Source organism: Falsiroseomonas sp. HC035, from assembly GCF_050563525.1.
Classification (GTDB): domain Bacteria; phylum Pseudomonadota; class Alphaproteobacteria; order Acetobacterales; family Acetobacteraceae; genus Falsiroseomonas.
Window position 1 is genome coordinate 207551 of record NZ_JBNXUN010000001.1, and the last position, 20717, is coordinate 228267.

General features: G+C 69.8%; 21 protein-coding genes. 16 read left to right on the top strand and 5 right to left on the bottom strand.

Annotated features, from left to right (window positions below):
• Window positions 1-8 precede the first annotated feature (8 nt).
• The 5 genes from ACLF3G_RS01080 (at window position 9) to ACLF3G_RS01100 (ending at window position 4890) form a co-directional block, all read left to right on the top strand.
• Window positions 9-983 (top strand): Bug family tripartite tricarboxylate transporter substrate binding protein, encoded by a 975-nt coding sequence (locus tag ACLF3G_RS01080; protein ID WP_430667461.1) that lies wholly within the window; start codon window positions 9-11, stop codon window positions 981-983.
• A 41-nt stretch (window positions 984-1024) separates the two neighbouring features.
• Window positions 1025-2365, top strand: a complete 1341-nt coding sequence (locus tag ACLF3G_RS01085) for an MATE family efflux transporter (protein ID WP_430667462.1) — start codon at window positions 1025-1027, stop codon at window positions 2363-2365.
• A 37-nt stretch (window positions 2366-2402) separates the two neighbouring features.
• Window positions 2403-3533 (top strand): acyl-CoA dehydrogenase family protein, encoded by a 1131-nt coding sequence (locus ACLF3G_RS01090; RefSeq protein ID WP_430667463.1) that lies wholly within the window; start codon window positions 2403-2405, stop codon window positions 3531-3533.
• Entirely contained in the window at window positions 3530-4297 is a 768-nt protein-coding gene (locus ACLF3G_RS01095; protein WP_430667464.1) for a 3-ketoacyl-ACP reductase, read from the top strand. The genes ACLF3G_RS01090 and ACLF3G_RS01095 overlap by 4 nt, the downstream gene beginning before the upstream one ends.
• 125 nt (window positions 4298-4422) lie before the next feature.
• A complete protein-coding gene (locus ACLF3G_RS01100) occupies window positions 4423-4890 on the top strand; it encodes a MaoC family dehydratase (protein WP_430667465.1) in 468 nt (155 codons plus the stop codon).
• Here the strand turns inward: ACLF3G_RS01100 and ACLF3G_RS01105 are convergent.
• Window positions 4867-5886, bottom strand: a complete 1020-nt coding sequence (locus ACLF3G_RS01105; protein WP_430667466.1) for a Gfo/Idh/MocA family protein — start codon at window positions 5884-5886, stop codon at window positions 4867-4869. The two genes, ACLF3G_RS01100 and ACLF3G_RS01105, sit on opposite strands and share 24 nt — an antisense overlap.
• Window positions 5883-6611: an enoyl-CoA hydratase/isomerase family protein gene (locus ACLF3G_RS01110; RefSeq protein ID WP_430667467.1), complete on the bottom strand. Its 729-nt coding sequence runs from the start codon at window positions 6609-6611 to the stop codon at window positions 5883-5885. The genes ACLF3G_RS01105 and ACLF3G_RS01110 overlap by 4 nt, the downstream gene beginning before the upstream one ends.
• A 64-nt stretch (window positions 6612-6675) precedes the next feature.
• Between ACLF3G_RS01110 and ACLF3G_RS01115 the strand changes: the two genes are divergently transcribed.
• The 8 genes from ACLF3G_RS01115 (at window position 6676) to ACLF3G_RS01150 (ending at window position 15267) form a co-directional block, all read left to right on the top strand.
• A complete protein-coding gene (locus tag ACLF3G_RS01115; protein ID WP_430667468.1) occupies window positions 6676-8220 on the top strand; it encodes an acyl CoA:acetate/3-ketoacid CoA transferase in 1545 nt (514 codons plus the stop codon).
• A complete protein-coding gene (locus ACLF3G_RS01120) occupies window positions 8217-8645 on the top strand; it encodes a MaoC family dehydratase (protein ID WP_430667469.1) in 429 nt (142 codons plus the stop codon). Before ACLF3G_RS01115 ends, ACLF3G_RS01120 begins: the two co-directional genes overlap by 4 nt.
• Before the next feature lie 86 nt (window positions 8646-8731).
• Entirely contained in the window at window positions 8732-9730 is a 999-nt protein-coding gene (locus ACLF3G_RS01125) for a TRAP transporter substrate-binding protein (RefSeq protein WP_430667470.1), read from the top strand.
• Between the two features lie 67 nt (window positions 9731-9797).
• The gene (locus ACLF3G_RS01130) at window positions 9798-10313 is read left to right on the top strand and encodes a TRAP transporter small permease (protein WP_430667471.1); all 516 of its coding nucleotides are present in this window, start codon (window positions 9798-9800) and stop codon (window positions 10311-10313) included.
• Complete coding sequence (locus tag ACLF3G_RS01135) at window positions 10313-11632, top strand: TRAP transporter large permease (protein ID WP_430667472.1); 1320 nt, start codon at window positions 10313-10315, stop codon at window positions 11630-11632. The genes ACLF3G_RS01130 and ACLF3G_RS01135 overlap by 1 nt, the downstream gene beginning before the upstream one ends.
• Window positions 11633-11672: 40 nt before the next feature.
• Entirely contained in the window at window positions 11673-13433 is a 1761-nt protein-coding gene (locus ACLF3G_RS01140) for an ABC transporter transmembrane domain-containing protein (protein WP_430667473.1), read from the top strand.
• 288 nt (window positions 13434-13721) lie between these two features.
• A complete protein-coding gene (locus tag ACLF3G_RS01145) occupies window positions 13722-14666 on the top strand; it encodes a DUF4394 domain-containing protein (RefSeq protein WP_430667474.1) in 945 nt (314 codons plus the stop codon).
• Between the two features lie 151 nt (window positions 14667-14817).
• Window positions 14818-15267, top strand: coding sequence for an RrF2 family transcriptional regulator (locus ACLF3G_RS01150; protein WP_430667475.1), 450 nt, complete (start codon window positions 14818-14820; stop codon window positions 15265-15267).
• Between the two features lie 6 nt (window positions 15268-15273).
• On the opposite strand, the gene ACLF3G_RS01155 is transcribed toward ACLF3G_RS01150, so the two are convergent.
• Window positions 15274-15693: a YidB family protein gene (locus ACLF3G_RS01155; protein WP_430667476.1), complete on the bottom strand. Its 420-nt coding sequence runs from the start codon at window positions 15691-15693 to the stop codon at window positions 15274-15276.
• Window positions 15694-15767: 74 nt separating this feature from the next.
• A complete protein-coding gene (locus tag ACLF3G_RS01160; RefSeq protein ID WP_430667477.1) occupies window positions 15768-16442 on the bottom strand; it encodes a GntR family transcriptional regulator in 675 nt (224 codons plus the stop codon).
• A gap of 93 nt (window positions 16443-16535) precedes the next feature.
• Between ACLF3G_RS01160 and tcuA the strand changes: the two genes are divergently transcribed.
• On the top strand, window positions 16536-17933 hold the full coding sequence (gene tcuA / locus ACLF3G_RS01165; protein WP_430667478.1) for an FAD-dependent tricarballylate dehydrogenase TcuA: 1398 nt from the start codon (window positions 16536-16538) through the stop codon (window positions 17931-17933).
• Complete coding sequence (tcuB, locus tag ACLF3G_RS01170; protein ID WP_430667479.1) at window positions 17920-19080, top strand: tricarballylate utilization 4Fe-4S protein TcuB; 1161 nt, start codon at window positions 17920-17922, stop codon at window positions 19078-19080. The genes tcuA and tcuB overlap by 14 nt, the downstream gene beginning before the upstream one ends.
• Before the next feature lie 5 nt (window positions 19081-19085).
• Here tcuB and ACLF3G_RS01175 read toward each other — a convergent pair whose 3' ends face one another.
• Window positions 19086-19961, bottom strand: a complete 876-nt coding sequence (locus tag ACLF3G_RS01175; protein WP_430667480.1) for an FkbM family methyltransferase — start codon at window positions 19959-19961, stop codon at window positions 19086-19088.
• 41 nt (window positions 19962-20002) lie between these two features.
• Here ACLF3G_RS01175 and ACLF3G_RS01180 point away from each other — a divergent pair, with 41 nt between their 5' ends.
• Complete coding sequence (locus ACLF3G_RS01180) at window positions 20003-20611, top strand: glutathione S-transferase family protein (protein WP_430667481.1); 609 nt, start codon at window positions 20003-20005, stop codon at window positions 20609-20611.
• Window positions 20612-20717: the final 106 nt, after the last annotated feature.

Consider the following 20717-nt stretch of genomic DNA (forward strand, 5'->3'; position numbering starts at 1 on the left):
GAACGCCAATGACCACCCGCCGCCAGATCCTCGCCGCCGCCATCGCGGCCCCGCTCGCCGCCCCCGCACTCGCCCAGGCGCCGTGGCCGAACCGGCCGGTGCGCATCCTCAACCCCTACGCGCCCGGCGGCACCAGCGACCTCATCATCCGGCCGCTGACGGAACGGCTGGAGCGCGCCTTCGGCCGGCCCTTCGTGGTGGAGAACAAGCCCGGCGCCGGCGGTACCGTCGCCACGGCGGAAGCGGCGCGCGCCACTGCCGATGGGCATACGCTGCTCGTCTCCAATACCGGCCCCCTGGCCGTTGCGCCCTCGCTGTTCCGCAACCTGGCCTATGACCCGCAGCGTGCCTTTTCCTGGATCAGCATGCTCGGCGGCGCGCCGATCGTCTGCGCGGTGAAGGGCGACAGCCCGATGAACACGATGGACGACTACCGCGCGATGGCGGCGCGGCGGGCGGAGGAAGTCTCCTTCGGCTCCTCCGGCGTCGGCTCGGTCGGCCACCTGACCGGGGTGATGTGGGCACTGGAATCCGGCGTGCAGATGCTGCACGTGCCGTTCCGCGGCGCGGCGGAGGCGCAGCAGAACGTGCTCGGCGGCAACACGACCTCCCTGTGGGATACCTCTGGCGCCAATGCGGCGGCGATCCGCGCCGGCACGCTGAAGGCGCTGGCGGTCTCCTCGCCGGAACGCGTCTCGGCGCTGCCGGATGTACCGACGCTGGTGCAGGCCGGCTGGCCCAAAGCCGTCTCCACCAACTGGTTCGTCATGGCAGCCCCCGCCGGGCTGGACCCCGCCATCGCGGCGCGGCTGAACGCGGAACTGCAGGCGGGCCTGGCCGATGCTGCCATCAAGGCGCGGCTGGAGAGCGTCGGCGTGGTCTCGCTCGGCGACCTGCAGCCGGCGCGCATCGGTGAGTTCGTCGCGGCCGAGGCGGCGCGGTGGGCGCCGGTGGTGCAGGCGGCGGGGGTGCAACCCAGCTAGGCGTCCAGCGCGGCTGTGCGGTGCAGCACGAGACTGCCAGCATGGCAGGGCCGCCCGAGGAGACTCCGCCCGTGATGCTGGACCGCCTGCGACGGATCGGAGTTCTGGCGGCGCCGACCGCGCTGGTCGCGCTGCTCCAGGTGGTGGGGCAGTTGGCGGAAACTTGGCTGGCGGCGCGGCAGGGCACCGCGGCGCTGGCCGGCTGGGCCACCGCCCTGCCCTTCGTGCTGCTGATGCAGATGATGTCGACCGGCGCCATGGGCGGCGGCGTGGTGTCCGCCATCGCGCGGGCGCTGGGTGGCGGACGGCGGGAGGATGCCTCCGCCATGGTGCTGCACTCCGTGCTGATCGCGGTCGCCGCCGGGCTGATCTTCGCCATCCCGCTGGGGCTGTTCCCGCGCGCCATCTTCGGCGCCATCGGCGGCGCCGCGGCGGCGGAGGCGGCGGCGCCCTATGCCATGTGGCTGTTCGGGCTGGGCGCGGTGCCGGTCTGGCTGACCAACACCCTGGCCTCCGTGCTGCGCGGCGGCGGGCGGCATGCGCTGGCGGCGCGCGTGCTGGTGCTGGCCTGGCTGGCGCTGCCCTTCACCGGCTGGGCCCTGGCGGAATGGGCGGGCATGGGGCTGGCCGGACTCGGCCTGGCACAGGCGCTGGTGTTCTGGGTGGCGACGTTGGCCATGGGGCTGGTGGTGCTGCGCGGCGGCGCCGGCTTCGTTCCGGTGCTGCGCCAGCGGCCCCGAGGTGCCATCTTTGGGAAGATCCTGTCGGTCGGGCTGGTGGCGAGCGGGCTGGCAGTGGTCGCCAACCTCGCAACCATCCTGGTGACGGCGCAAATGGCGGCCTATGGCCCGGTGGCCGTCGCGGCCTATGGCATCTCAGCGCGGCTGGAATTCCTGATGATCCCGCTGGCCTTCGGCATCGGCTCCGCGCTCACGGCCCTCGTCGGCCGCGCCGCCGGCGCCGGCGACTGGGCGGAGGCCCGCGCGCTGGCATGGACCGGGGCCGCGCTGGCCCTGGCGCTGACCGGAGTGGCGGGACTGGTGGTGGCGCTGTGGCCGGTGCAGGTGGCGTCCCTGTTCAGCGCCGACCCGGCCGTGGTGGCGATTGCCGCGCGCGGCCTCGGGTATGTCGGCTTCGCCTTCGGCGGCTTCGGGCTGGGGATGGCGCTGTATTTCGCCAGCCTCGGCGCGGGGCGCATGGGCTATCCCGTTGTCGGCGCGCTGTCCCGGCTGACGCTGGCGGTGGGCGGGGGCGCGCTGCTGGCCGGGCCGCTGGGCATGGGGATCGAGGGGCATTTCCTCGGCGTGGCGCTGGGCATCACCTCCTATGGTGTGGTGACGGCGCTCGGCGTGCGGCGGGCGGTCTGGCCGGGACGCGCCTGACCGGGCAGGATGCGGCAACACCGAGTGGGGTAAACGGGTGGCTGAGACGGAGACCCTGGCGGCACTGCGCGACACCGCGCGCCGCTTCGCCGATGCCGAGGTGGCGCCGCGCGCCGCCGAACTGGACGACAGCGAAAGCTTCCCGGCCGACATCTACCGGGCGCTGGCCGGACTCGGCCTGTTGGGCATGACGGTGCCGGAGGCGATGGGCGGCGCCGAGGCGGGCGTCGAGGCCTATGCGGTCGTCATGGAGGAACTGTCGCGCGGCTATGCCAGCGTCGCCGACCAGGTGGGGCTGGTGGAGTTGCTCGGCACGCTGCTGTCGGAACACGGCACACCGGACCAGCGGGCGCGCTACCTGGTGCCGCTGCTGCGCTACGACATCTCCTGCGCCTACGCCCTGACCGAGTCCGAAGCCGGATCGGATCTTGCGAACCTGCGCACCACGGCGCGGCGGGACGGCACGGATTGGGTGCTGGACGGCGAGAAGATGTGGATTCACATGGCGCCGCGCGCGGATTTCGCCGCGGTCTTGGCGCGCACGGATCCGGCGGCGGGCCACCGCGGCATGTCGATCCTGCTGGTCGACCTGGATGCGCCGGGCGTCGAGCGGCTGCGCGCCGAACACAAGATGGGCCAGCGCGCCTCGCCCGTCGGCGGGCTGCGGTTTTCGGGTGTGCGGCTGCCGGCAGCGGCGCTGCTGGGGCCGGAGGGGCGCGGCTTCCACATGATGATGTCGGTGCTGGACAAGGGCCGCATCGGCATCGCCGCGCTGGCACTCGGTATCCTGCAACGCGCGCTGGAGGAAAGCGTGTCCTACGCGAAGCAGCGCGTGCAGTTCGGCAAGCCGATCGCGGACCAGCAGGCGATTCGCTTCCTGATCGCCGACATGGCGAAGGATGCCCACGCCGCCCGTCTGCTGGTGCGCGACGCGGCGCAGGGCATGGATGCAGGGCGTCGTGTGACGCTGGAGGCGAGCATGGCGAAATGCTTCGCCAGCGACGCCGCCGTGGCGCGCACCGCGGACGCCGTGCAGATCCATGGCGGGTCCGGCTACATCCGTGGCGTGACGGTGGAGCGCCTGTACCGCGATGCCAAGATCACGCAGATCTACGAGGGCACCAACCAGATCCAGAGGGTCATCATGGCACGGGAAATCCTTTCATGAGCCGTCCTGTTGCTTTGGTGACAGGCGCCCGCCGCGGCATCGGCCGCGCCGCCTGCGTCGCGCTGGCCGAGAAGGGCTACGACCTGCTCGGCTGCGACCTGGTGGAAGACGGCTTCGCCGAGACCGCCGCCGCCGTGGTTGCCGCCGGTGGACGCTTCGCCTGGCGGCTATGCGACGTCGCGGACCTCGACGACGTGCAGCGCATGGTGGCCTGGGCCTGGGATGAATGGGGCGGGCTGGAGGCGCTGGTGAACAATGCCGGCGTTGGCGCCATGCAGCGCGGCGACCTGCTGGAGATGTCCCGCGAATCCTGGGACCGCTGCATGGACATCAACGCCCGCGCACCCTTCTTCTGCTCGCAGGAGGTGGCACGGCGGATGCTGGCGGCGGATGCGCCGCAGCGTGGTCCTCGCGGGCTGGTCTTCGTCTCCTCCGCCAATGCGGTGATGGTCAGCGCCGACCGCACCGAATACAGCGCCAGCAAGACCGCCGTCAGCATGGTGGCGCGCTGCTTCGCGGTTCGCCTGGCGGAAGACGGCATCCCGGTCTACGACATCCGCCCCGGCGTGATCCGCACCGACATGACCGCACCCGTGACCGCGAAATACGAGGCGCGCATCGCGGCGGGCCTGTCGCCGATCCGTCGCTGGGGCGAGGCCGACGATGTCGGCCGCGCCATTGCGGCGCTGGTCAGCGGTGCGCTTCCTTTCTCCACCGGAGACGCGTTCCACGTCGACGGCGGCCTGCACCTGCATCGGCTTTGAATGGCTTGCCGATGCGCGGCACATGCAGACTGCGCGAAGGCACAGTCTGGCGGCCGAATGGCCGCCGCGGCGAATGCCGCGAAGCCAAGCGGCCGGAGGCCATACCCGGCGTCTGAGGAATGCAAATGCACATAGACCCTGCCCTGCTGCGCTACGAACAGGTGGAACCCGGCCTGGTCATCGAGACCGGCGGCATCACCGTCACGGAATCGCACATCATCGCCTTCGCCGGACTCACCGGCGATTTCTTCGACATCCACATGGATGACGACTACGCCCGCGACCTCGGCTACCCTGGCCGGGTCGCGCACGGCCTGCTGGGCCTGGCGCTCTGCGATGGCCTCAAGAACCGTGCGCCGCGAAAATTCGCCGCCATCGTCTCGCTGTCCTGGCGCTGGTCCTTTGCCGGACCGATCCTGGTCGGCGACCGCATCGCCGCGCGCATCACCGTGCTGTCGAAGCGGCTGACGCGGAACCCGGCGCGCGGCATCGTCACCATGGGCTTCGACCTGACGAACCAGCGCGGGGAGGTCGTACAGAAGGGCGAGAACGACCTGATGGTGCACACGCTACAGGTCGACGAAGGCACCTAGCTCGGCGCTGCGCAGGATCGCCTCGATGGCGTGCAGCACCGGCAGACCGGTTGCGCCATCGTTCAACGGGGCGCGGCGCTCCGTGATGGCGGCACAGAGTTCAGCGATCATGGTCCGGTGCGGGCCGTGGTCGAAGGCCATCGGGTCGGCCCCGCCGCCACCGGCCATGGCACCCTCGACGATCTCAGGCTCGCGGCCCTTCATATGCAATTCCAGCCGCTCCGCCACCAGCGATGCGCTGCCGCCGGTGCCGGCGATCTCGATGCGCTCGGGATAGCCGGGTTCGGCCACCGTCGTCGCATCCAGCACGCCGATCGCGCCGTTGGCGAAGTGCAGCGCGGCGGCGGCCATGTCCTCCGTGTCGATGGCGCGCAGCCCGCTGGTCCGCGCCAGTGCGCCGACGCGTGAAAGCGGCCCCGCGATGTGCAGCAGCAGATCCAGCGTGTGGATCGCCTGGGTCAGCAGCACGCCACCACCATCGCGCGCCTTCATGCCGCGCCCGGGCTGCGCGAAATAGGCCGCATCGCGCCACCAGCGGATGCTGGCGGAACACGACAGCAGCGTGCCGAGTTCGCCCCCCGCCACCGCCTGCTTCAGCCGCAGCGCCGCCGGCCTGAAGCGATGCTGGAACACCACGCCCAGCGCCACGCCGGCCTCCCGCGCCGCCTGCACCAGCGCAGCACCCTCCGCCGCCGTGCGTTCCAGCGGCTTCTCCACCAGAAGATGCTTGCCCGCCGCCGCCACCGCCCGCGCCACCGGCAGATGCGCGCCCGGCGGCGTCAGCACCAGCACCAGGTCCAGTCCCGGCGCGGCCAGCAGCGCCTCCAGGCTGCCGAAAACCGGCGCATCCCAGCTCGTGGCAAAGGCTTGCCGCCGCGCATCACCGGGCGAGAAGCCGCCGACCAGCCGCGCCACCCCGGCCGCCCGCAGGTCCCGGATCGCCAGCATGTGCGGCTTGGTCGCCATGCCGAGTCCGACGATGCCGATGCCGATCATGGTGCTGTTCCCTCGCGCAGCGCCGCCAGGCACAGCACGTTCATCTCGTTCTCATAGGCGAGGCCCGCCGTGAGCGGCGCTTCCAGCGATTGCCGCACCGCCGCCTTCACCGCCTGCACCGCGACCGGCGACAGGCCCGCGAGGCGCGCGCACAGCGCCCGCGCCGTGTCCTCCAGCGCCGCATCCGGCACCATCTGCTCCACCAGCCGCAGCCGCAGTGCCTCCGCGGCGTCGATCTGCTCGCCGGTCAGCAGCAGGCGCATGGCCTGGCCGAAGCCGGCGATGCGCGGCAGCATCTGGGAGGCGCCACCGCCGCCGACCCAGCCGCGCGTCACCTCGGGAAAGCCGATCCGGCTGGACTCGGCGGCGATCCGGATATCGGCGGCCATTGCCAGTTCAAACCCACCGCCAAGCGCCCAGCCCTTGATCGCGGCGACCACCGGCTTGCGGATGGCGCGCACCGCGCCCGGATAATCCGGCCGGTGCCGAAAATCCCAGGCGGTGCGGTAGGCCTCGATGGCACGAAGGTCCATACCGGCGCAGAAGGCGCGGTCGCCGGCGCCGCGCAGCAGCACGGCGCGCACCCCGTCATCCGCGTTGATCGCCTGCGCATGGGCGGCCAACTGCGCCGCCATCGCGTTGGTGATGGCGTTGTGCTTCGCCGGACGGTCCAGCGTCAGCACGCCCACCCCCTCGGCGACTTCGAGCGTCACCTGACCGTCCATCCCGTTCCCTCCCGCGCGCAGCACCCCTAGGATAGCGCGAAGGACGGATGAGGAAACGGGCAGGATGCGACGGATCACGGCGCAACAGGCGGCATCGCTGGTGCGGGACGGCGATACGCTGCTGATCGGCGGCTCCGGCGGCGGCCATGCCGTGCCGGATGCGCTGCTGGAGGCGCTGGGCAACCGCTTCCGCGAAACCTCGGCACCGCGCGGCCTGACGGCGCTGCACCCGGTCGGCGTCGGCGATGGCGGCACGCGCGGCCTCGGGCACCTGGCGCAGAAGGGTCTGCTGAAGCGCAACATCGCCGGCAGCTACGTCAACAGCCCGCCGATCGGCGCCATGGCGCTGGCCGACGAAATCGAGGCCTGGTCGCTGCCGCAGGGCGCGCTGTCCCAGTTGATGCGGGAGATGGCTGCCGGACGCATGGGCCTGTTCACGAAGACGGGCCTGCACAGCTTCGTCGACCCGCGCCACGGCGGCGGCCGCCAGTCACCCTCCGCCAAGGAGGATCTGGTGACGCTGGAGACGGTGCGCGGCGAGGAGGTGCTGTTCTTCAAGCCCTACCACGTCGATGTCGCCTTCCTGCGCGGCACCACGGCGGACGAGGACGGCAACGTCTCCATGGAGCAGGAGGCGGTGACGCTGGAGATGCTCTCCGAGGCGCAGGCGACGAAGCGCTGCGGCGGGCTGGTGGTGGTGCAGGTGAAGCGCATGGCCCGCCGCGGCAGCCTGCACCCGAAGATGGTGAAGATCCCCGGCATCCTGGTGGACCTCGTGGTCGTGGTGCCTGACCAGGAACAGACCTACCTCACCCCCTATTCCACCGCCTATTCCGGCGAACTCCGCATCCCGCTGGATGACATCCCCCGCCTAAAGCAGGACGCCCGAAAGGTGGTCGCCCGCCGCGGTGCACTGGAATTGTTCCCCGGCGCCATCTGCAACCTCGGCAGCGGCATCTTCACCGGCATCGCCAATGTGGCCGCCGAGGAAGGCTGCCTCGATGCCATCTGCCTGACCAACGAACAGGGCAATATCGGGGGCGCGCCGGCCAGCGGCGGGGAGGCCGGCGCCGCGATGAACCCGGACGCGCAGGTGGACCAGCCCTACCAGTTCGACTTCTACGATGGCGGCGGTCTCGACCTCGCCTTCCTGTCCTTTGCCGAGTTCGATGCGGCGGGCAACGTCAACGTCTCCCGCTTCGGCGGCAAGCTGATTGGCCCCGGTGGCTTCATCAACATCAGCCAGAATGCGAAGCGCGTGATCTTCGGCGGCACGCTGACCGCCGGAGGCAAGCCGAAGGCGGTGGCGCAGGTGGAACAGGTGACCTTCTCCGGCCGCTTCGCGCAGGAACGCGGCCAGCCGGTGCTGTACGTGACCGAACAGGCGGTGTTCCGGCTGGGGGAAAACGGGCCGGAGGTGGTGGAAATCGCGCCGGGGCTGACGGCCGAGGAGGTGATCGGCCGCATGGGATTCCGCCCCGCGGTCTCGCCGGACCTGCGCCAGATGGACCCGCTTCTGTTCGCGCCCGGGCGCATGGACCTGGCCGCCATTCTCGCCGCGCGCCCGGGCCGCATCGGGTCCCCGCGCCTGTCGGCGCTTGCGCCGTGAAGCTGGGCCTGGAGCCGGGCGCGGAGGCGCGCTTCACCAAGACCATCACGGAACGCGACCTGCTGCTGACCGCCGAGATCACCGGCGACCACGACCCGCTGCATGTCGATGCCACCTATGCCGCGACCACCGCCTTCGGCCAGCGCATCGCCCATGGCGCGCTGGTGCTTGGCCTGCTGTCCGCCACAGCCTCCGAGATCGCGCACCGCGCGATAGCCGCGGGGGCGGAGGGCGTGCCGGTGTCGCTCGGCTACGACCGGGTGCGCTTCCTCCGCCCGGTCTTCATCGGCGATACGCTGACGGCGCACTATCGGGTGGACACGGTGGACGCCGCCCGTGGCCGGTCCGAGGCCGCCTGCGAAGTCGTGAACCAGAAAAACGAGACCTGCCTCGCCGCCCGGCACATCCTGCGCTGGACAGGGTAACTGGGCGGTTCACAAACACGGCCGGTCCGGTGTAGACAACCCGCGGTCATCCGGGCCGTGGTCCGGCAACAAAGGGGAGTTTGTCCATGGAACGTCGCGCATTGCTCGGCGGCATCGCCGCCGCCACCGGCCTGCTGGCCACGCCGCATGTCGTCCGCGCCCAGGCGCCGATCACGCTGAACGGCGCCAGCCAGTTCAACGAGGAGCACGTCTTCACCCGCGCGATGAAGCATTTCGCGACCAAGGTGGTGGAATACTACGGCCGCCCGGTGAACTTCGTCTGGCACCTGAACAGCTCCCTCGGGCTTGAGAAGCAGTATTTCGAGTACATGTCGGCAGGTCGCGCCGTCGATTTCGGCATCGTCAGCCCGGCGCACATGTCCACCTTCAGCCGCGCCGCGCCGTTCATCGACGCGCCCTTCCTGTTCCGCGACATCGCGCACTGGAACAAGGTGCTGGACGGCGACATGCTGAAGCCGGTCTCGGACGAGGTCGAGCGTCGCGCCCGCGTCGCGCTGATCGGCTATGCCGGTGGCGGCACGCGCAACATCTTCTCCTCCCGCCCCGCCACCAACATGGCGGAACTGCGTGGGCTGCGCGTCCGCGTGCAGGGCGCCCCGATCTGGTCGCGCACCTTCCAGGCGATCGGCATGGCGCCGCAGGTGATCGCCTACAACGAGGTCTACAACGCTATCCAGAACAACGTCATCGAGGCGGGTGAGAACGAGGCCGCGGGCGTGGAGCAGATGCGCTTTTACGAAGTCGGCCCGAACCTGATCATGACGCAGCATGCCATCACGGTGCGGCCGCTGTGCTTCTCCGCGCAGACCCTGTCGCGCTTGCCGCGCGAATTGCAGGAGGCGGTGCGCCGCGCGGGCCGTGAGGCCGGCGTGTTCGGCCGCAACGCCGAAAGCTCGGAGGATGCGCAGAAGATCAACGCGCTGGAAGCCGCCGGCCGCCTGAAGAAGATCACCTTCACGCAGCGCGCCGAGATGAACGCCGCGGTGCAGCCGATCATGATGGAGTACGCGCGGGAGATCGATGCCGGCGGCATCTTCTCCGCCATCAACGCGCTGACGTCCTGATGCGCCGGGCGGGGCGCCATCCGGCGCCTCGCCCCTTTTCGCTCCACGGTAAAGGATACCCACCCGCATGCAGCCACCGGGCGCGCGCGGCATTTTGCGCCGCATCTCCGCCGGCTACGCCAAGGTCCTGGACGTGCTGCTGGTGGCCACCGTCGTCAGCATCATCCTGCCGGTAACACTGCAGATCGTCGCCCGCTTCTCCGACTTCCTGCCGCGCTACATCTGGACGGAGGAGTTGTCGCGCTTCATGCTGGTGTGGATGATCATGATCGGCAGCATGATCGGCGTGCGCGAAGGCACGCACTTCAACGTCGACCTGTTCCACAATCTGCGCGGCCGGACCAAGGCGGCGATGGACATCCTGGCGGCGCTGTTCGTGCTCGGCTTCGGCTATGTCTTTATGATCTACGGCTGGGAGTTCACCGACACCGCCTGGTACCGGATCAGCGAACTGGCCGAACTGCCGCTCTGGACCATCCATATCGCCTGGCCCATCGCCGGTGTCAGTTGGATCATCTTCGCCGGCGAACGCGTGTGGGACGACCTGCAGATCCTGCTGCACGGCGAGAAGGCGGAATCCTGATGGGCGGTAGCACCCTGGCCACCGGCGAAGCCGCGTGGATCATGTTCGGCATCTTCTTCCTGCTGCTCGCGCTGCGCGTGCCGGTCGCCGTCTCCCTCGGCATCGCCTGCCTGCCGGCCTTCATCCTGGAGGACCGCCTCTGGCCGATGATCCTGGTGCAGGAGACGTTCAACTCCTACAACTCCTTCATCCTGCTGGCCGTGCCCTTCTTCCTGCTGGCCGCCAACCTTATGACCGCGGGCGGTATCACGGACCGATTGGTGAAGCTCTCCCGATCCATGGTCGGACACCTGCCAGGCGGGCTGGCACAGATCAACGTCGTGCTGTCGGTGTTCTTCGCCGGCATCTCCGGCAGTTCCACCGCCGATGCCGCCAGCCAGGGCAAGATCTTCATCGAGGCGCAGATCAAGGAAGGCTTCGCCCCGAGCTTTTCCGTCGCCATCACCGCCGTATCCTCCGTGCTGGCCGTGGTCATCCCGCCCTCCATCCTGATGATCGTATGGGGCGGCGTGCTGACCACCTCCATCGGCGCGCTGTTCCTGGCCGGCATCCTGCCGGGCCTGTTCCTGGCCCTGGCGCAGATGGGCACCGTCCACGTCTACTCGAAGGCGCGCAACTACCCGACCTACGAGAGGGCGACCTGGAGCGAGCTCGGCTACGCGCTGTTCATCTCCATTCCCGCCCTGATGACTCCCTTCATCATCATCGGCGGCAAGATCTTCGGTTGGTTCACGCCGACTGAAGCCGCCTGCGTCGCGGTGCTCTATGCGCTGACCTTGTCCCTGCTGGTCTACCGCAAGCTAAACCTGCGCGGGCTTTACACCTGCTTCAGCGAAACCGGCCGCTTTGCCGCCATCACCCTGTTCTGCGTCGGCACCGCCAGCGTCTTCGGCTGGCTGATGGCCTTCTACCAGATCCCGCAATCGGTGCTGGCCGGGGTTTCTTCCTGGGAGATGGGGCCGATCGCGGCGGGCTTCTTCATCGCGCTCGTCTTCCTGATCGTCGGCTGCTTCCTGGACGCCATTCCGGCCATCATCATCGTCGGCACGATCATGCAGCCGATCGCGGCTGCGGCGGGCATTCATCCCGTCCACTTCGCCATGATCAGCATCGTCTCCCTGGCCTTCGGATTGGTGACGCCACCCTACGGCCTATGCCTGCTGATCTGCTGTTCCATTGCCAACCTGCGGCTGGTGGATGTGCTGAAGGACGTGATCCTGATGCTGCTGCCGATGCTCGCCGTGCTGGTGCTGCTGATCCTCTGGCCTGGCATGGCGCTGATCATCCCAAGCTGGCTGGAGCCGGGCTTCATGCAATAGCCGCATTGCGAAGCGGCCGCGACGGGCGTTCTATGGGCGGGTGACACCCGCCCCTCCCCGCCCGCCGGTCGCATCGCTGCGGCTGCTGCTGCCGCACCTGCGTCCCTACCTGCCCCGCGCCCTGGCCGCGGGCTTCGCCCTGATGGCGGCGGCCGGGCTGACGCTTGGCCTCGGCCAGGGGCTGCGGCGCCTGATCGACGAGGGATTTTCCGCCGGCACCGGAGCTCTGGACCAGGCCGCGATCTTCATGGGGTCGGTGGTCGCGCTGCTCGCCCTGGCCACGGCGGCCCGGTACTACCTGGTCTCCTGGCTCGGCGAGCGTGTCGCGGCGGACCTGCGGCGCCGGGTCTTCGACCACGTGCTGTCCCTGTCACCGAGCTTCTTCGAGACCGCCCGCACCGGCGACATCCTGTCGCGCATGACGGCCGATGTCTCGCTGCTGCAATCGCTGATCGGCTCGGCGATCTCCATGGGGCTGCGCAACACCCTGACGGGCCTCGGCGCGCTGGCCATGCTGCTGGCGACCAGCGCCAAGCTGGCCGGCATCGTGCTGGCGGTGCTGCCGTTGGTGATCGTGCCGATGGTGGTGTTCGGCCGCCGCGAACGGCGCCTGTCCAAGGTGGCGCAGGAACGCGTGGCGGATCTGGCGGCGACTGCGGAGGAAGCGCTGAACGGGCTGCGCATCGTGCAGGCCTTCACGCACGAGCCGGAGGACCGCAGGCGCTTCTCGCGCGAGGTCGAGGCCTCCGTCACCGCCGCCCTGCGCCGCATCGCCTCCCGCGCCGCGCTGATCCTGGTGGTGATCCTCTGCGGCTTCGGCGCCATCACCTTCAGCCTGTGGGTCGGCGGGCACGACGTGCTGGCCGGGCGGATGACCGGTGGCGAGCTTTCGGCGTTCGTCTTCTACGCCGTGCTGCTGGCGAGCTCCGGCGCGACGATGAGCGAGTTGTGGGGCGAGATCCAGCGCGCGGCGGCGGCCGCCGACCGGCTGCTGGAGGTGCTCGGCGCGCAGTCGGACATTGCCATCCCCGCCTCCCCCGCCCGCCTGCCGCAGCCGGCGCAGGGTCGCGTGACATTCGAGGCGGTGCGCTTCGCCTATCCGACGCGCCCGAACCAGTCGGCGCTCGATGATTTTTCCCTGGTCGTCGAACCGGGTGAAACGGTGGCGCTGGTTGGCCCTTCGGGCGCCGGCAAGACCTCCGTCTTCCAGCTCCTGCTGCGCTTCTACGACCCGCAGGAAGGGCGCATCACCGTCGATGGCGTCGATGTCGCGGCGCTGGACCCGGCCGACCTGCGCGGCCGGCTTGGCCTGGTGCCGCAGGACCCGGCGATCTTCTCCACCAGCGTCGCCGAGAACATCCGCTACGGCCGCCTGGATGCGACCGATGCGGAGGTCGAGGCCGCCGCACGCGCCGCCGCCGCGGACGAGTTCATCCAGCGCCTGCCGCAGGGCTATGCAACGCATCTCGGCGCCCGCGGCGTGACGCTTTCGGGCGGCCAGCGCCAGCGCATCGCCATCGCGCGCGCCATCCTGCGCGACCCGCCTATCCTGCTGCTGGACGAGGCGACCAGCGCCCTGGACGCCGAATCCGAACAATCGGTCCAGCTTGCGCTGGAGGCACTGTCCCAAGGCCGCACCACACTGGTGGTGGCGCACAGACTGGCGACGGTGCGGAAGGCGGACCGGATCGTGGTGATGGAGGGCGGGCGGATCGTCGCCACCGGCACGCATGAAGCGCTGGTCCAGGAAGGCGGACTGTATGCCCGCCTGGCCGCGCTGCAATTCTCAGAAGCCGCCTGAACCAACGGAACAACCAGACCGGGCGCATGGTGAGCGATCACCGACGCGCAGGGGTGCAACGTCGGATCGAATTCGACATAACGGAAACTTCACATTTATGATTTGCATCCGGAACACTGCAACTCTTTGAATATCCTAGATTTTCTGTAGTAGATTCTTACATGCCATAATATAGACTCCAAACATCGCTGCGATTCAGCAGGTTATTTACTGGCACGTTGTTTGCACTTCTCCCTGTGGTGGCGGGCGTCCCTTTCGCGGCGTGTCACCACGAACAGCGAGGAGTTCATGATGAAGCAGAACAATTCAGGCTGGCACCGTCGGCCTGTCCGGCCACTTGCCGCCGTTGCCGGGTTGCTGGCCCTGCTGGTCGCGCCGGTGCAGGCGGCGCCCATCGTGGGCGTGGTCGGCCAGCGCACCTTGGTGGGCTTCGATTCCGCCACGCCGTCCAACGTGACCGATACGCTGGAGATCACCGGCATCGGCAACGACACCATCCGCGGCATCGACTTCCGCCCCGCCACCGGCGAGCTTTTCGCCATTGGCCAATCCGGCGGGCTCTACAACGTCAACACCGTCACCGGGGCCGCCACCTCCGTCGGCAGCGGCGTCCCGCTGCCCGGCGGCACTTTCGAGGTCGGGTTCTCCTTCAACCCGACCGTCGACCGCATCCGCGTCACCACCGCCGACGACGTGAACCGGCGGGTCAACCCGATCGATGGCACCACCATCATCGACGGCCCGATCGCCTTCACGCCCGGGGACCCGAATGCCGGTACCAACCCCACCGTCACCGGGGTCGCCTACACCAACCAGGTCGCCGGCATGGTCGGCAGCACCATGCTGTACGGCCTGGATGCCGCCACGTCGTCGCTGGTGACGATCAACCCGGCCAATGCCGGCGCCGTCTCCACCGTGGGATCGCTCGGCATCCAGCTGTTTGGACCGGGCACCGGCTTCGGCAACGGCTTCGACATCGATGGGGAGACCGGCATCGCCTATGCCAGCCTGCTCAACGCCGTCGGCGGCACGGGGCCGCAGGGCCTGTTCACCATCGACCTCGCGACCGGTGCCGCCTCCTTCCTCGGCAGCTTCGGGATGAACACGGTGCGGGAGATCACGGTCGGCCAGCTCGGCGCCGTGGCGGTGCCGGAGCCGGCGTCCCTCGCTTTGTTCGGCGCGGGGCTGATGGGCCTGCTCGCTCTGCGTCGTCGCCAGCGCACGACCACCTGAGCCGATAGGCACGGAGCCGGGAGACATCCCGGCTCCGTTGCCCAGGCCTCTGCCGGCAATTCGCGGGTCGATCGGTAGGCGAGCCGCGCTCGGGGCTGGAATGCTTCGGGACCCGCCATTAGAAGCGGTTCAGCCGAGGACACGACCAACGATGCTGATCCGCCAGGACCGCGCCATGACCGCCATCGCGGTGATGCTCGATGTCGCCTTCCATGCCGGACCCGGGCAGGAGGTGACGGCCGGCGCGGATGTCGCGGTGCGCCTGTCCGCCGCACGGCGCGGCATCGAGCCGGTGTTCCAGGCCCTGTCACGCGCCGGGCTGCTGGACAGCATTCGCGGGCCGCGCGGCGGCTACCGGCTCGCCCGTCATCCGCAGGATATTACGCTGGAGGAAGTGGTCGAGGCGGTGACCGAGCCAGCCGAGGCAGAGGAGGACCGCCCCGGGCGCCTCCACGCCGCCGTCACGGCCCCGCTCTGGCAGGAACTGGCCCGGACGGTCCGAGAAAGACTCGCCGCCCAGACCCTGGACGACCTGCTCCGTCGCGCCGCCGCGGCCGGCCCGGAGGCGCCGGCAGCGGAACAGCGGACCTGCGTGGCCTGAAGCGGATTACCCCGGCAGGCGGCCATCCGGCGTGTAGTGGTCCACCGCGCCCGGCAGGTCCCGCGTCAGGCGGGCCAGGATCTCGGCGCGGGACAGACCGGTCTGCTTCGCCAGTTCGTCCAGCGTATCGGCGCCCACCGCGCGTTCCAGCTGGTCCGGCGCCAACTCGCGGTTCGGGCCCTGGGCAACCCAGGAATCGGCGGTCTCGCCATACCCGGTCTGGCGGAAGCGGTCGACCAGATCGCGCAGGCCGCCGCTGAGGATGTTGCCGATGCCGCCCTGGGCCGGTTCTGGCTGTCCTGGCGCCCGCGTGGCGCCGCCGCTGGTCGCACCGGCCAGCATTTCCGAAATCTTGTCGCGGTTCTGGTAGCCTGCGATGGCGAGGACGCCCAGCAGGGCGGTCATGGAGGGAAAGCCGCGGCTCATCTGGTGTCTCCCGTTGGAACTGGTTGCCGTAACAACTCCGTGCCCAGCTTCGGGTTCCGCCGGCGCCGCCTCGGTCAGTCCGCCCCCGGCGCCGCGAAGGGCACGCCGACGGTGCGCACCAGCCACGCCAGGCGATGTCGCTGCGCCGCCTGGGCATGGGCGCGGGAGGCCGCTTCCGCCGCCTCGCCATCGCGGGCCCGCAATGCCGCGAGGATCGCCAGGTGCTCCGCATGGGCCGCCTCGGCGCGGCCGGCGACAGTCAGCAGGCTCGGCAGCAGCGCCATGGTGGCGGAAAGCTGTTCCAGGCTGCGCAGCAGGTAGCGGTTGTGGGCTGCCAGATACAGCAGGCCGTGCAGCCGCTGGTTGGTTTCCGCCAGGGCCCGCGCATCAGCGAACAGCGCCGGCTCGCTCGCCACCAGCTCGGCCATGGCGCCGATCTCGGTCGGGCTGGCGTGCTGCGCGGCTAGGCGCGCGGCGGCGCCTTCCAGCACCTCCCGCATCACATACAGCTCGACCACCTGCTGGTGGTCCGGGCGTGTCACGGTCAGGCCGCGACGAGGTTCGTGCGTCAGAAGCCCTTCCGACTCCAGCCGGGCGATCGCCTGCCGGACCGGCGTGCGGGAGACGCCGAAGCGGGCGGCGAGGTCGGTTTCCGTCAGGCGCAGGCCAGGCACCAGCGTGCCCTCCCGGATCGCGGCGCGGATGCGGCCATAGGCTTCCTGGCCCAGGTCGCGGGGGGGCTGCGGCATGTCCATGCCGACCACATACCATGCGCCGCCCATCTGGACATCAGTGGATACGAGTGGATACAAGGATCTCCTGATTCGGGAGACATGGGACAGATGCCTGATTTCGCCCGCGTCTACGACGTGCTGGTGGTCGGCGGCGGCAATGCGGCGCTGTGTGCGGCCATCACGGCGCGCCGCGCCGGCGCCTCGGTGATCCTCTGCGAGGCATCTCCCCCGCCGATGCGCGGCGGCAATTCCCGCCACACCCGCAACCTGCGCGCCCTGCATCCCGGCCCCACGAAGGTGCTGACCGACAGCTACCTCGAGGAGGAATACTGGGACGACCTCAACCGCGTCACCGGCGGCCGGACCAACGAGGATCTGGCGCGGATGTGCATCCGGGCGAGCCAGCACGCGCCGGATTTCCTGGCGAGTTGCGGCGTGGTGTTCCAGCCCTCCCTGTCCGGCACCCTGTCCCTGTCCCGCACCAACGCCTTCTTCCTCGGCGGCGGCAAGGCGCTGGTGAATGCGCTGTACCGGGAGGCGGGGCGCCTCGGCATCGTCACGCTGACGGATACCGAGGTACAGCATATCGAGGTGGAGGATGGCTTCGCCAGCGAGGCCATCGTCTCCCATTGCGGCTTTCCGCAGCGCATCCGCTTCAAGGCGCTGGTCGCGGCCAGCGGCGGCTTCCAGGCCAATCGCAACTGGCTGCGGGAGTATTGGGGCGACGCCGCCGACAACTTCCAGATCCGTGGCACGCCCTACGCGCAAGGCACGGTCCTGAAGGACCTGCTGGCGCAGGGCGTGCAGCAGGTCGGCGACCCGACGCAGTTCCACGCGGTGGCGAACGACGCCCGCGCACCGATGGAGGATGGCGGGCTGGCCATGCGGCTGGACTGCGTGCCGTTCTCCCTGGTGGTGAACCGCGACGTGGAGCGCTTCTATGACGAGGGCGAGGATGTCTGGCCGAAGCGCTACGCCATCTGGGGCCGCCTGATCGCGCAGCAGCCGGGCCAGACGGCGCTGGCCGTCACCGACAGCCAGGCGGTGAGGAATTTCCTCCCCAGCGTCTATCCGCCCTACAAGGCGGACAGCATCGCCGGCATCGCGGCGCAGGCCGGCTTCGACGCGGCGAAGCTGGAGAAGGTGGTCGCCGACTTCAACGCCGCGGTCCGCCCGGGCACCTTCACGCCGATGGTGCCCGACGACTGCCGGACCGAAGGCCTGACTCCGCCGAAAAGCCACTGGGCACGGCGCATCGAGAAGCCGCCCTTCTATGCCTACCCGCTGCGCCCCGGCATCACCTTCACCTTCCTCGGCGTGAAGGTGAACGACCGCGCCCGGGTGCTGATGGCGGATGGCAAGCCCTCGGCCAACATGTTCGCCAGTGGCGAGATCATGTCCGGGAACATCCTCGGGCAAGGCTACCTGGCTGGTTTTGGAATGACGCTCGGCACCGTCTTCGGGCGGCTTGCCGGCGAGGAGGCCGCGCGCCATGTCCGCAACTGAGATGAGCAAGCTGGACCTGCTGGTGCAGGAAGCCGTCGATGCCGGCACGACGCCGCTGGAATCCGACGCCTACCAGGATGCCCGCCGCCAGATGGCGGTCTGCAACGCCTGCCGCTACTGCGAGGGCTATTGCGCCGTGTTCCCGGCGATGGCGGCGCGGCGCGAGTTCGAGAAGGCGGACCTGACTCACCTCGCGAACCTCTGCCACAACTGCAAGGGCTGCTTCCACGCCTGCCAATACGCCCCGCCGCACGCCTTCGGCATCAACATCCCGGCGACCTTCGCGACCGTCCGGCAGGAGAGTTATGCCGAGTACGCCTGGCCGGCCGGCATGGGGCGCCTGTTCAATCGCAACGGCACGCTGCTGGTCGCCGCGACCACGATCCTGGTGACGCTGGCGCTGGTGCTGACGGTGGCGATCCGCGACCCGGACGTGCTGTTCTCCGCCCAGACTGGCACCGGCGCCTTCTTCCGCATCATCCCGCTCTGGCTCATCAACCTGCTGGCGGGTGGTACCTTCGGCTTCGCCATCCTTGCCATGGCAATGGGCGCGCTGCGCTACTGGCGCAGCACCGGCGGCATGGGCGGCACCTTCCAGCCGGCCCCCGTTGTGGATGCGGCGGTGGATGTGCTGACGTTGCGCAACCTCGGCGGCGGCGGGCATGGCTGCAACGACCTCGACGACAGTTTCGCGCAGCACCGGCGCTGGCTGCACCAGGCGATGTTCTTCGGCTTCATGCTGTGTTTCGCGGCCACCAGCACCGGCGCCATCTACCACCACGTCTTCGGCTGGCGCTCGCCGCACGCCTTCCTGTCGCTGCCGGTGCAGTTCGGCACCTGGGGCGGCGTGCTGCTGTGCATCGGCACGGCGGGGCTGCTGTGGGTGAAGACCGTCACGGACCCGGCGCCGGTCGCCCGCAAGCTGATGGGCGGGGAATACGCGCTGCTCGGCCTGCTGTTCCTGATCGGCTCCACCGGGCTGCTGCTGCTGGTGGTGCGGCATACCGGCGCCATGGGCATCATGCTGGCGCTGCATTTCGGGCTGGTGCTCGCCCTGTTCGTGGTGCTGCCCTATTCGAAGATGGTGCACGGGATCTACCGCGGCATCGCCCTGCTGCGGAATGCGCGGGAGAAGCGGCCGGCCTGATCAGGTCAGAGCCGCTCGCCGAACACCTCGAAGGCCGGCGCTTCGGCCACCCGCGCGGCGCAGAAGGCGGCGTCCCGCAGGTACAGCGTGTTCGGCGCGCCCGGCCCCGCGCGCGGCGTCAGGGCGCGGCGACGAGGATCGTAATCGAATGGCGCGAAGCCGTGCCGGCGCAGCGGGGCGTCCGGCTCCTCGCCGTAGCGGCTGCCATGGCCGGCGGTTTCGACGATCAGGGCACGCAGGGCCGGGTCCGCCAGGATGCGGGCGCCGCCGGCCAGGATGCGCGCCTCGAACCCCTCCACGTCCAGCTTCAGCAGCAGCGGCGTGCGCCCGGCGAAGGCGGCGTCGAGGGTCGTCACCGCCACCTCCACGGCCGCCTCCGCCTCCCCTGCCCGCAGCACGCGGTTCGCGGCGCCCCGCCCGGCGGTCAGGCGGAGCCGCCCCGGCGCTTCGCCCATCGCCACCGGCAGTATGGTGACCAGTGCGGCCAGATCGTTCAGTCGGATGTTGTCGTGCAGGTGCGGCAGGGTCGCCGCGGCGGGCTCCACCGCCACCACCTCCGCCCCCGCGACACCGGCCGCCAACAAGGCATAGACACCAATATTGGCGCCGATGTCGCCCATCAGGTCGCCCGGCCGCAGCAGGTGCAGGCAGAAGCCCATCTCGCGGTAATCCGTCAGCCCGACATACCAGGCAGCGGTGGCGGAGGAGAGGCCGCGGCGCAGCAGCAGCCGCGTCGGCCCCACCAGCGGCACCACCATGGGCAGACCGGCCGCCCGCCCGCCAATCTGCCAGCGCAGCAGCCGCCCCAGCGCGGCCGCCCGATGCCGCCCGGCCAACTCGTGGCCGAGGATGAATCGCAGCAGGCGGAATGGCACGCGCATCGCCGCTCTGGCATCCTCGATCTGGTTGCGAGGAACCAACAATGCGGCACTTCTACGGCTGGGCAACCCCCAACTCCCAGCGCGTCTCCATCATGCTGGAGGAATGCGGTCTGGATTATGCCGTGACCGGCGTGAATATCCGCGCCCGCCAGCAATTCGCGCCCGAGATCCTGGCGCTGAACCCCTACGGCAAGATCCCGATCCTGGTGGAGGAGGGCCGAGTCCTGTTTGAAAGCGGCGCCATCCTGCTGCACCTGGCGGAACGGCACAGTACCCTGCTGGGCGAGGACCGACCCACCATGCTGTCCTGGCTGATGGTGGCGCTGACCTCGCTCGGCCCCTTCACCGGCCAGGCGCATCACTGGACCGATCTGGCGCCGGAGAAGCCGGAAGCCGCACGCGCACACAGCACGGCGCTGGTGGACCGGGTCTATCGCCTGCTCGACGCAAGGCTGGCGGAGGTGCCGCATCTGGCGGGACAGGCTTGCACCATCGCCGACATCGCCGCCTACCCCTGGGTCGCGAAGCATGGCTGGGCCGCGCGCAGCCTGGACGCCACCCCGCACCTTGCCGCCTGGTTCGCCCGGATGGGGGAGCGTCCGGCGGTGCGCCGCGGCATGGCGGTGCCGGCCGGGGCGCGGCTGGAGTAGGGGCCGGCCGCGCGGGGCAACTTTTCCGCGCGTGCCTCGTCAACCATAACCAGATATGCTGCACCGCCGTTGCAGCCCTCTTTGCCATGGCGAGGCCGCGACCAAA

Bases quoted from the DNA above. Each gene is read 5' to 3' on its own strand.
- ACLF3G_RS01080 (WP_430667461.1), top strand. From the start codon at position 9: ATGACCACCCGCCGCCAGATCCTCGCCGCCGCCATCGCGGCCCCGCTC.
- ACLF3G_RS01150 (WP_430667475.1), top strand. From the start codon at position 14,818: ATGCTGATCCGCCAGGACCGCGCCATGACCGCCATCGCGGTGATGCTC.
- ACLF3G_RS01135 (WP_430667472.1), top strand. From the start codon at position 10,313: ATGGGCGGTAGCACCCTGGCCACCGGCGAAGCCGCGTGGATCATGTTC.
- ACLF3G_RS01110 (WP_430667467.1), bottom strand. From the start codon at position 6,611: ATGGACGGTCAGGTGACGCTCGAAGTCGCCGAGGGGGTGGGCGTGCTG.
- ACLF3G_RS01180 (WP_430667481.1), top strand. From the start codon at position 20,003: ATGCGGCACTTCTACGGCTGGGCAACCCCCAACTCCCAGCGCGTCTCC.
- tcuB (WP_430667479.1), top strand. From the start codon at position 17,920: ATGTCCGCAACTGAGATGAGCAAGCTGGACCTGCTGGTGCAGGAAGCC.
- ACLF3G_RS01155 (WP_430667476.1), bottom strand. From the start codon at position 15,693: ATGAGCCGCGGCTTTCCCTCCATGACCGCCCTGCTGGGCGTCCTCGCC.
- ACLF3G_RS01145 (WP_430667474.1), top strand. From the start codon at position 13,722: ATGATGAAGCAGAACAATTCAGGCTGGCACCGTCGGCCTGTCCGGCCA.
- ACLF3G_RS01175 (WP_430667480.1), bottom strand. From the start codon at position 19,961: ATGCGCGTGCCATTCCGCCTGCTGCGATTCATCCTCGGCCACGAGTTG.
- ACLF3G_RS01125 (WP_430667470.1), top strand. From the start codon at position 8,732: ATGGAACGTCGCGCATTGCTCGGCGGCATCGCCGCCGCCACCGGCCTG.
- ACLF3G_RS01115 (WP_430667468.1), top strand. From the start codon at position 6,676: ATGCGACGGATCACGGCGCAACAGGCGGCATCGCTGGTGCGGGACGGC.
- ACLF3G_RS01100 (WP_430667465.1), top strand. From the start codon at position 4,423: ATGCACATAGACCCTGCCCTGCTGCGCTACGAACAGGTGGAACCCGGC.
- tcuA (WP_430667478.1), top strand. From the start codon at position 16,536: ATGCCTGATTTCGCCCGCGTCTACGACGTGCTGGTGGTCGGCGGCGGC.
- ACLF3G_RS01130 (WP_430667471.1), top strand. From the start codon at position 9,798: ATGCAGCCACCGGGCGCGCGCGGCATTTTGCGCCGCATCTCCGCCGGC.
- ACLF3G_RS01105 (WP_430667466.1), bottom strand. From the start codon at position 5,886: ATGATCGGCATCGGCATCGTCGGACTCGGCATGGCGACCAAGCCGCAC.
- ACLF3G_RS01160 (WP_430667477.1), bottom strand. From the start codon at position 16,442: ATGCCGCAGCCCCCCCGCGACCTGGGCCAGGAAGCCTATGGCCGCATC.
- ACLF3G_RS01095 (WP_430667464.1), top strand. From the start codon at position 3,530: ATGAGCCGTCCTGTTGCTTTGGTGACAGGCGCCCGCCGCGGCATCGGC.
- ACLF3G_RS01085 (WP_430667462.1), top strand. From the start codon at position 1,025: ATGGCAGGGCCGCCCGAGGAGACTCCGCCCGTGATGCTGGACCGCCTG.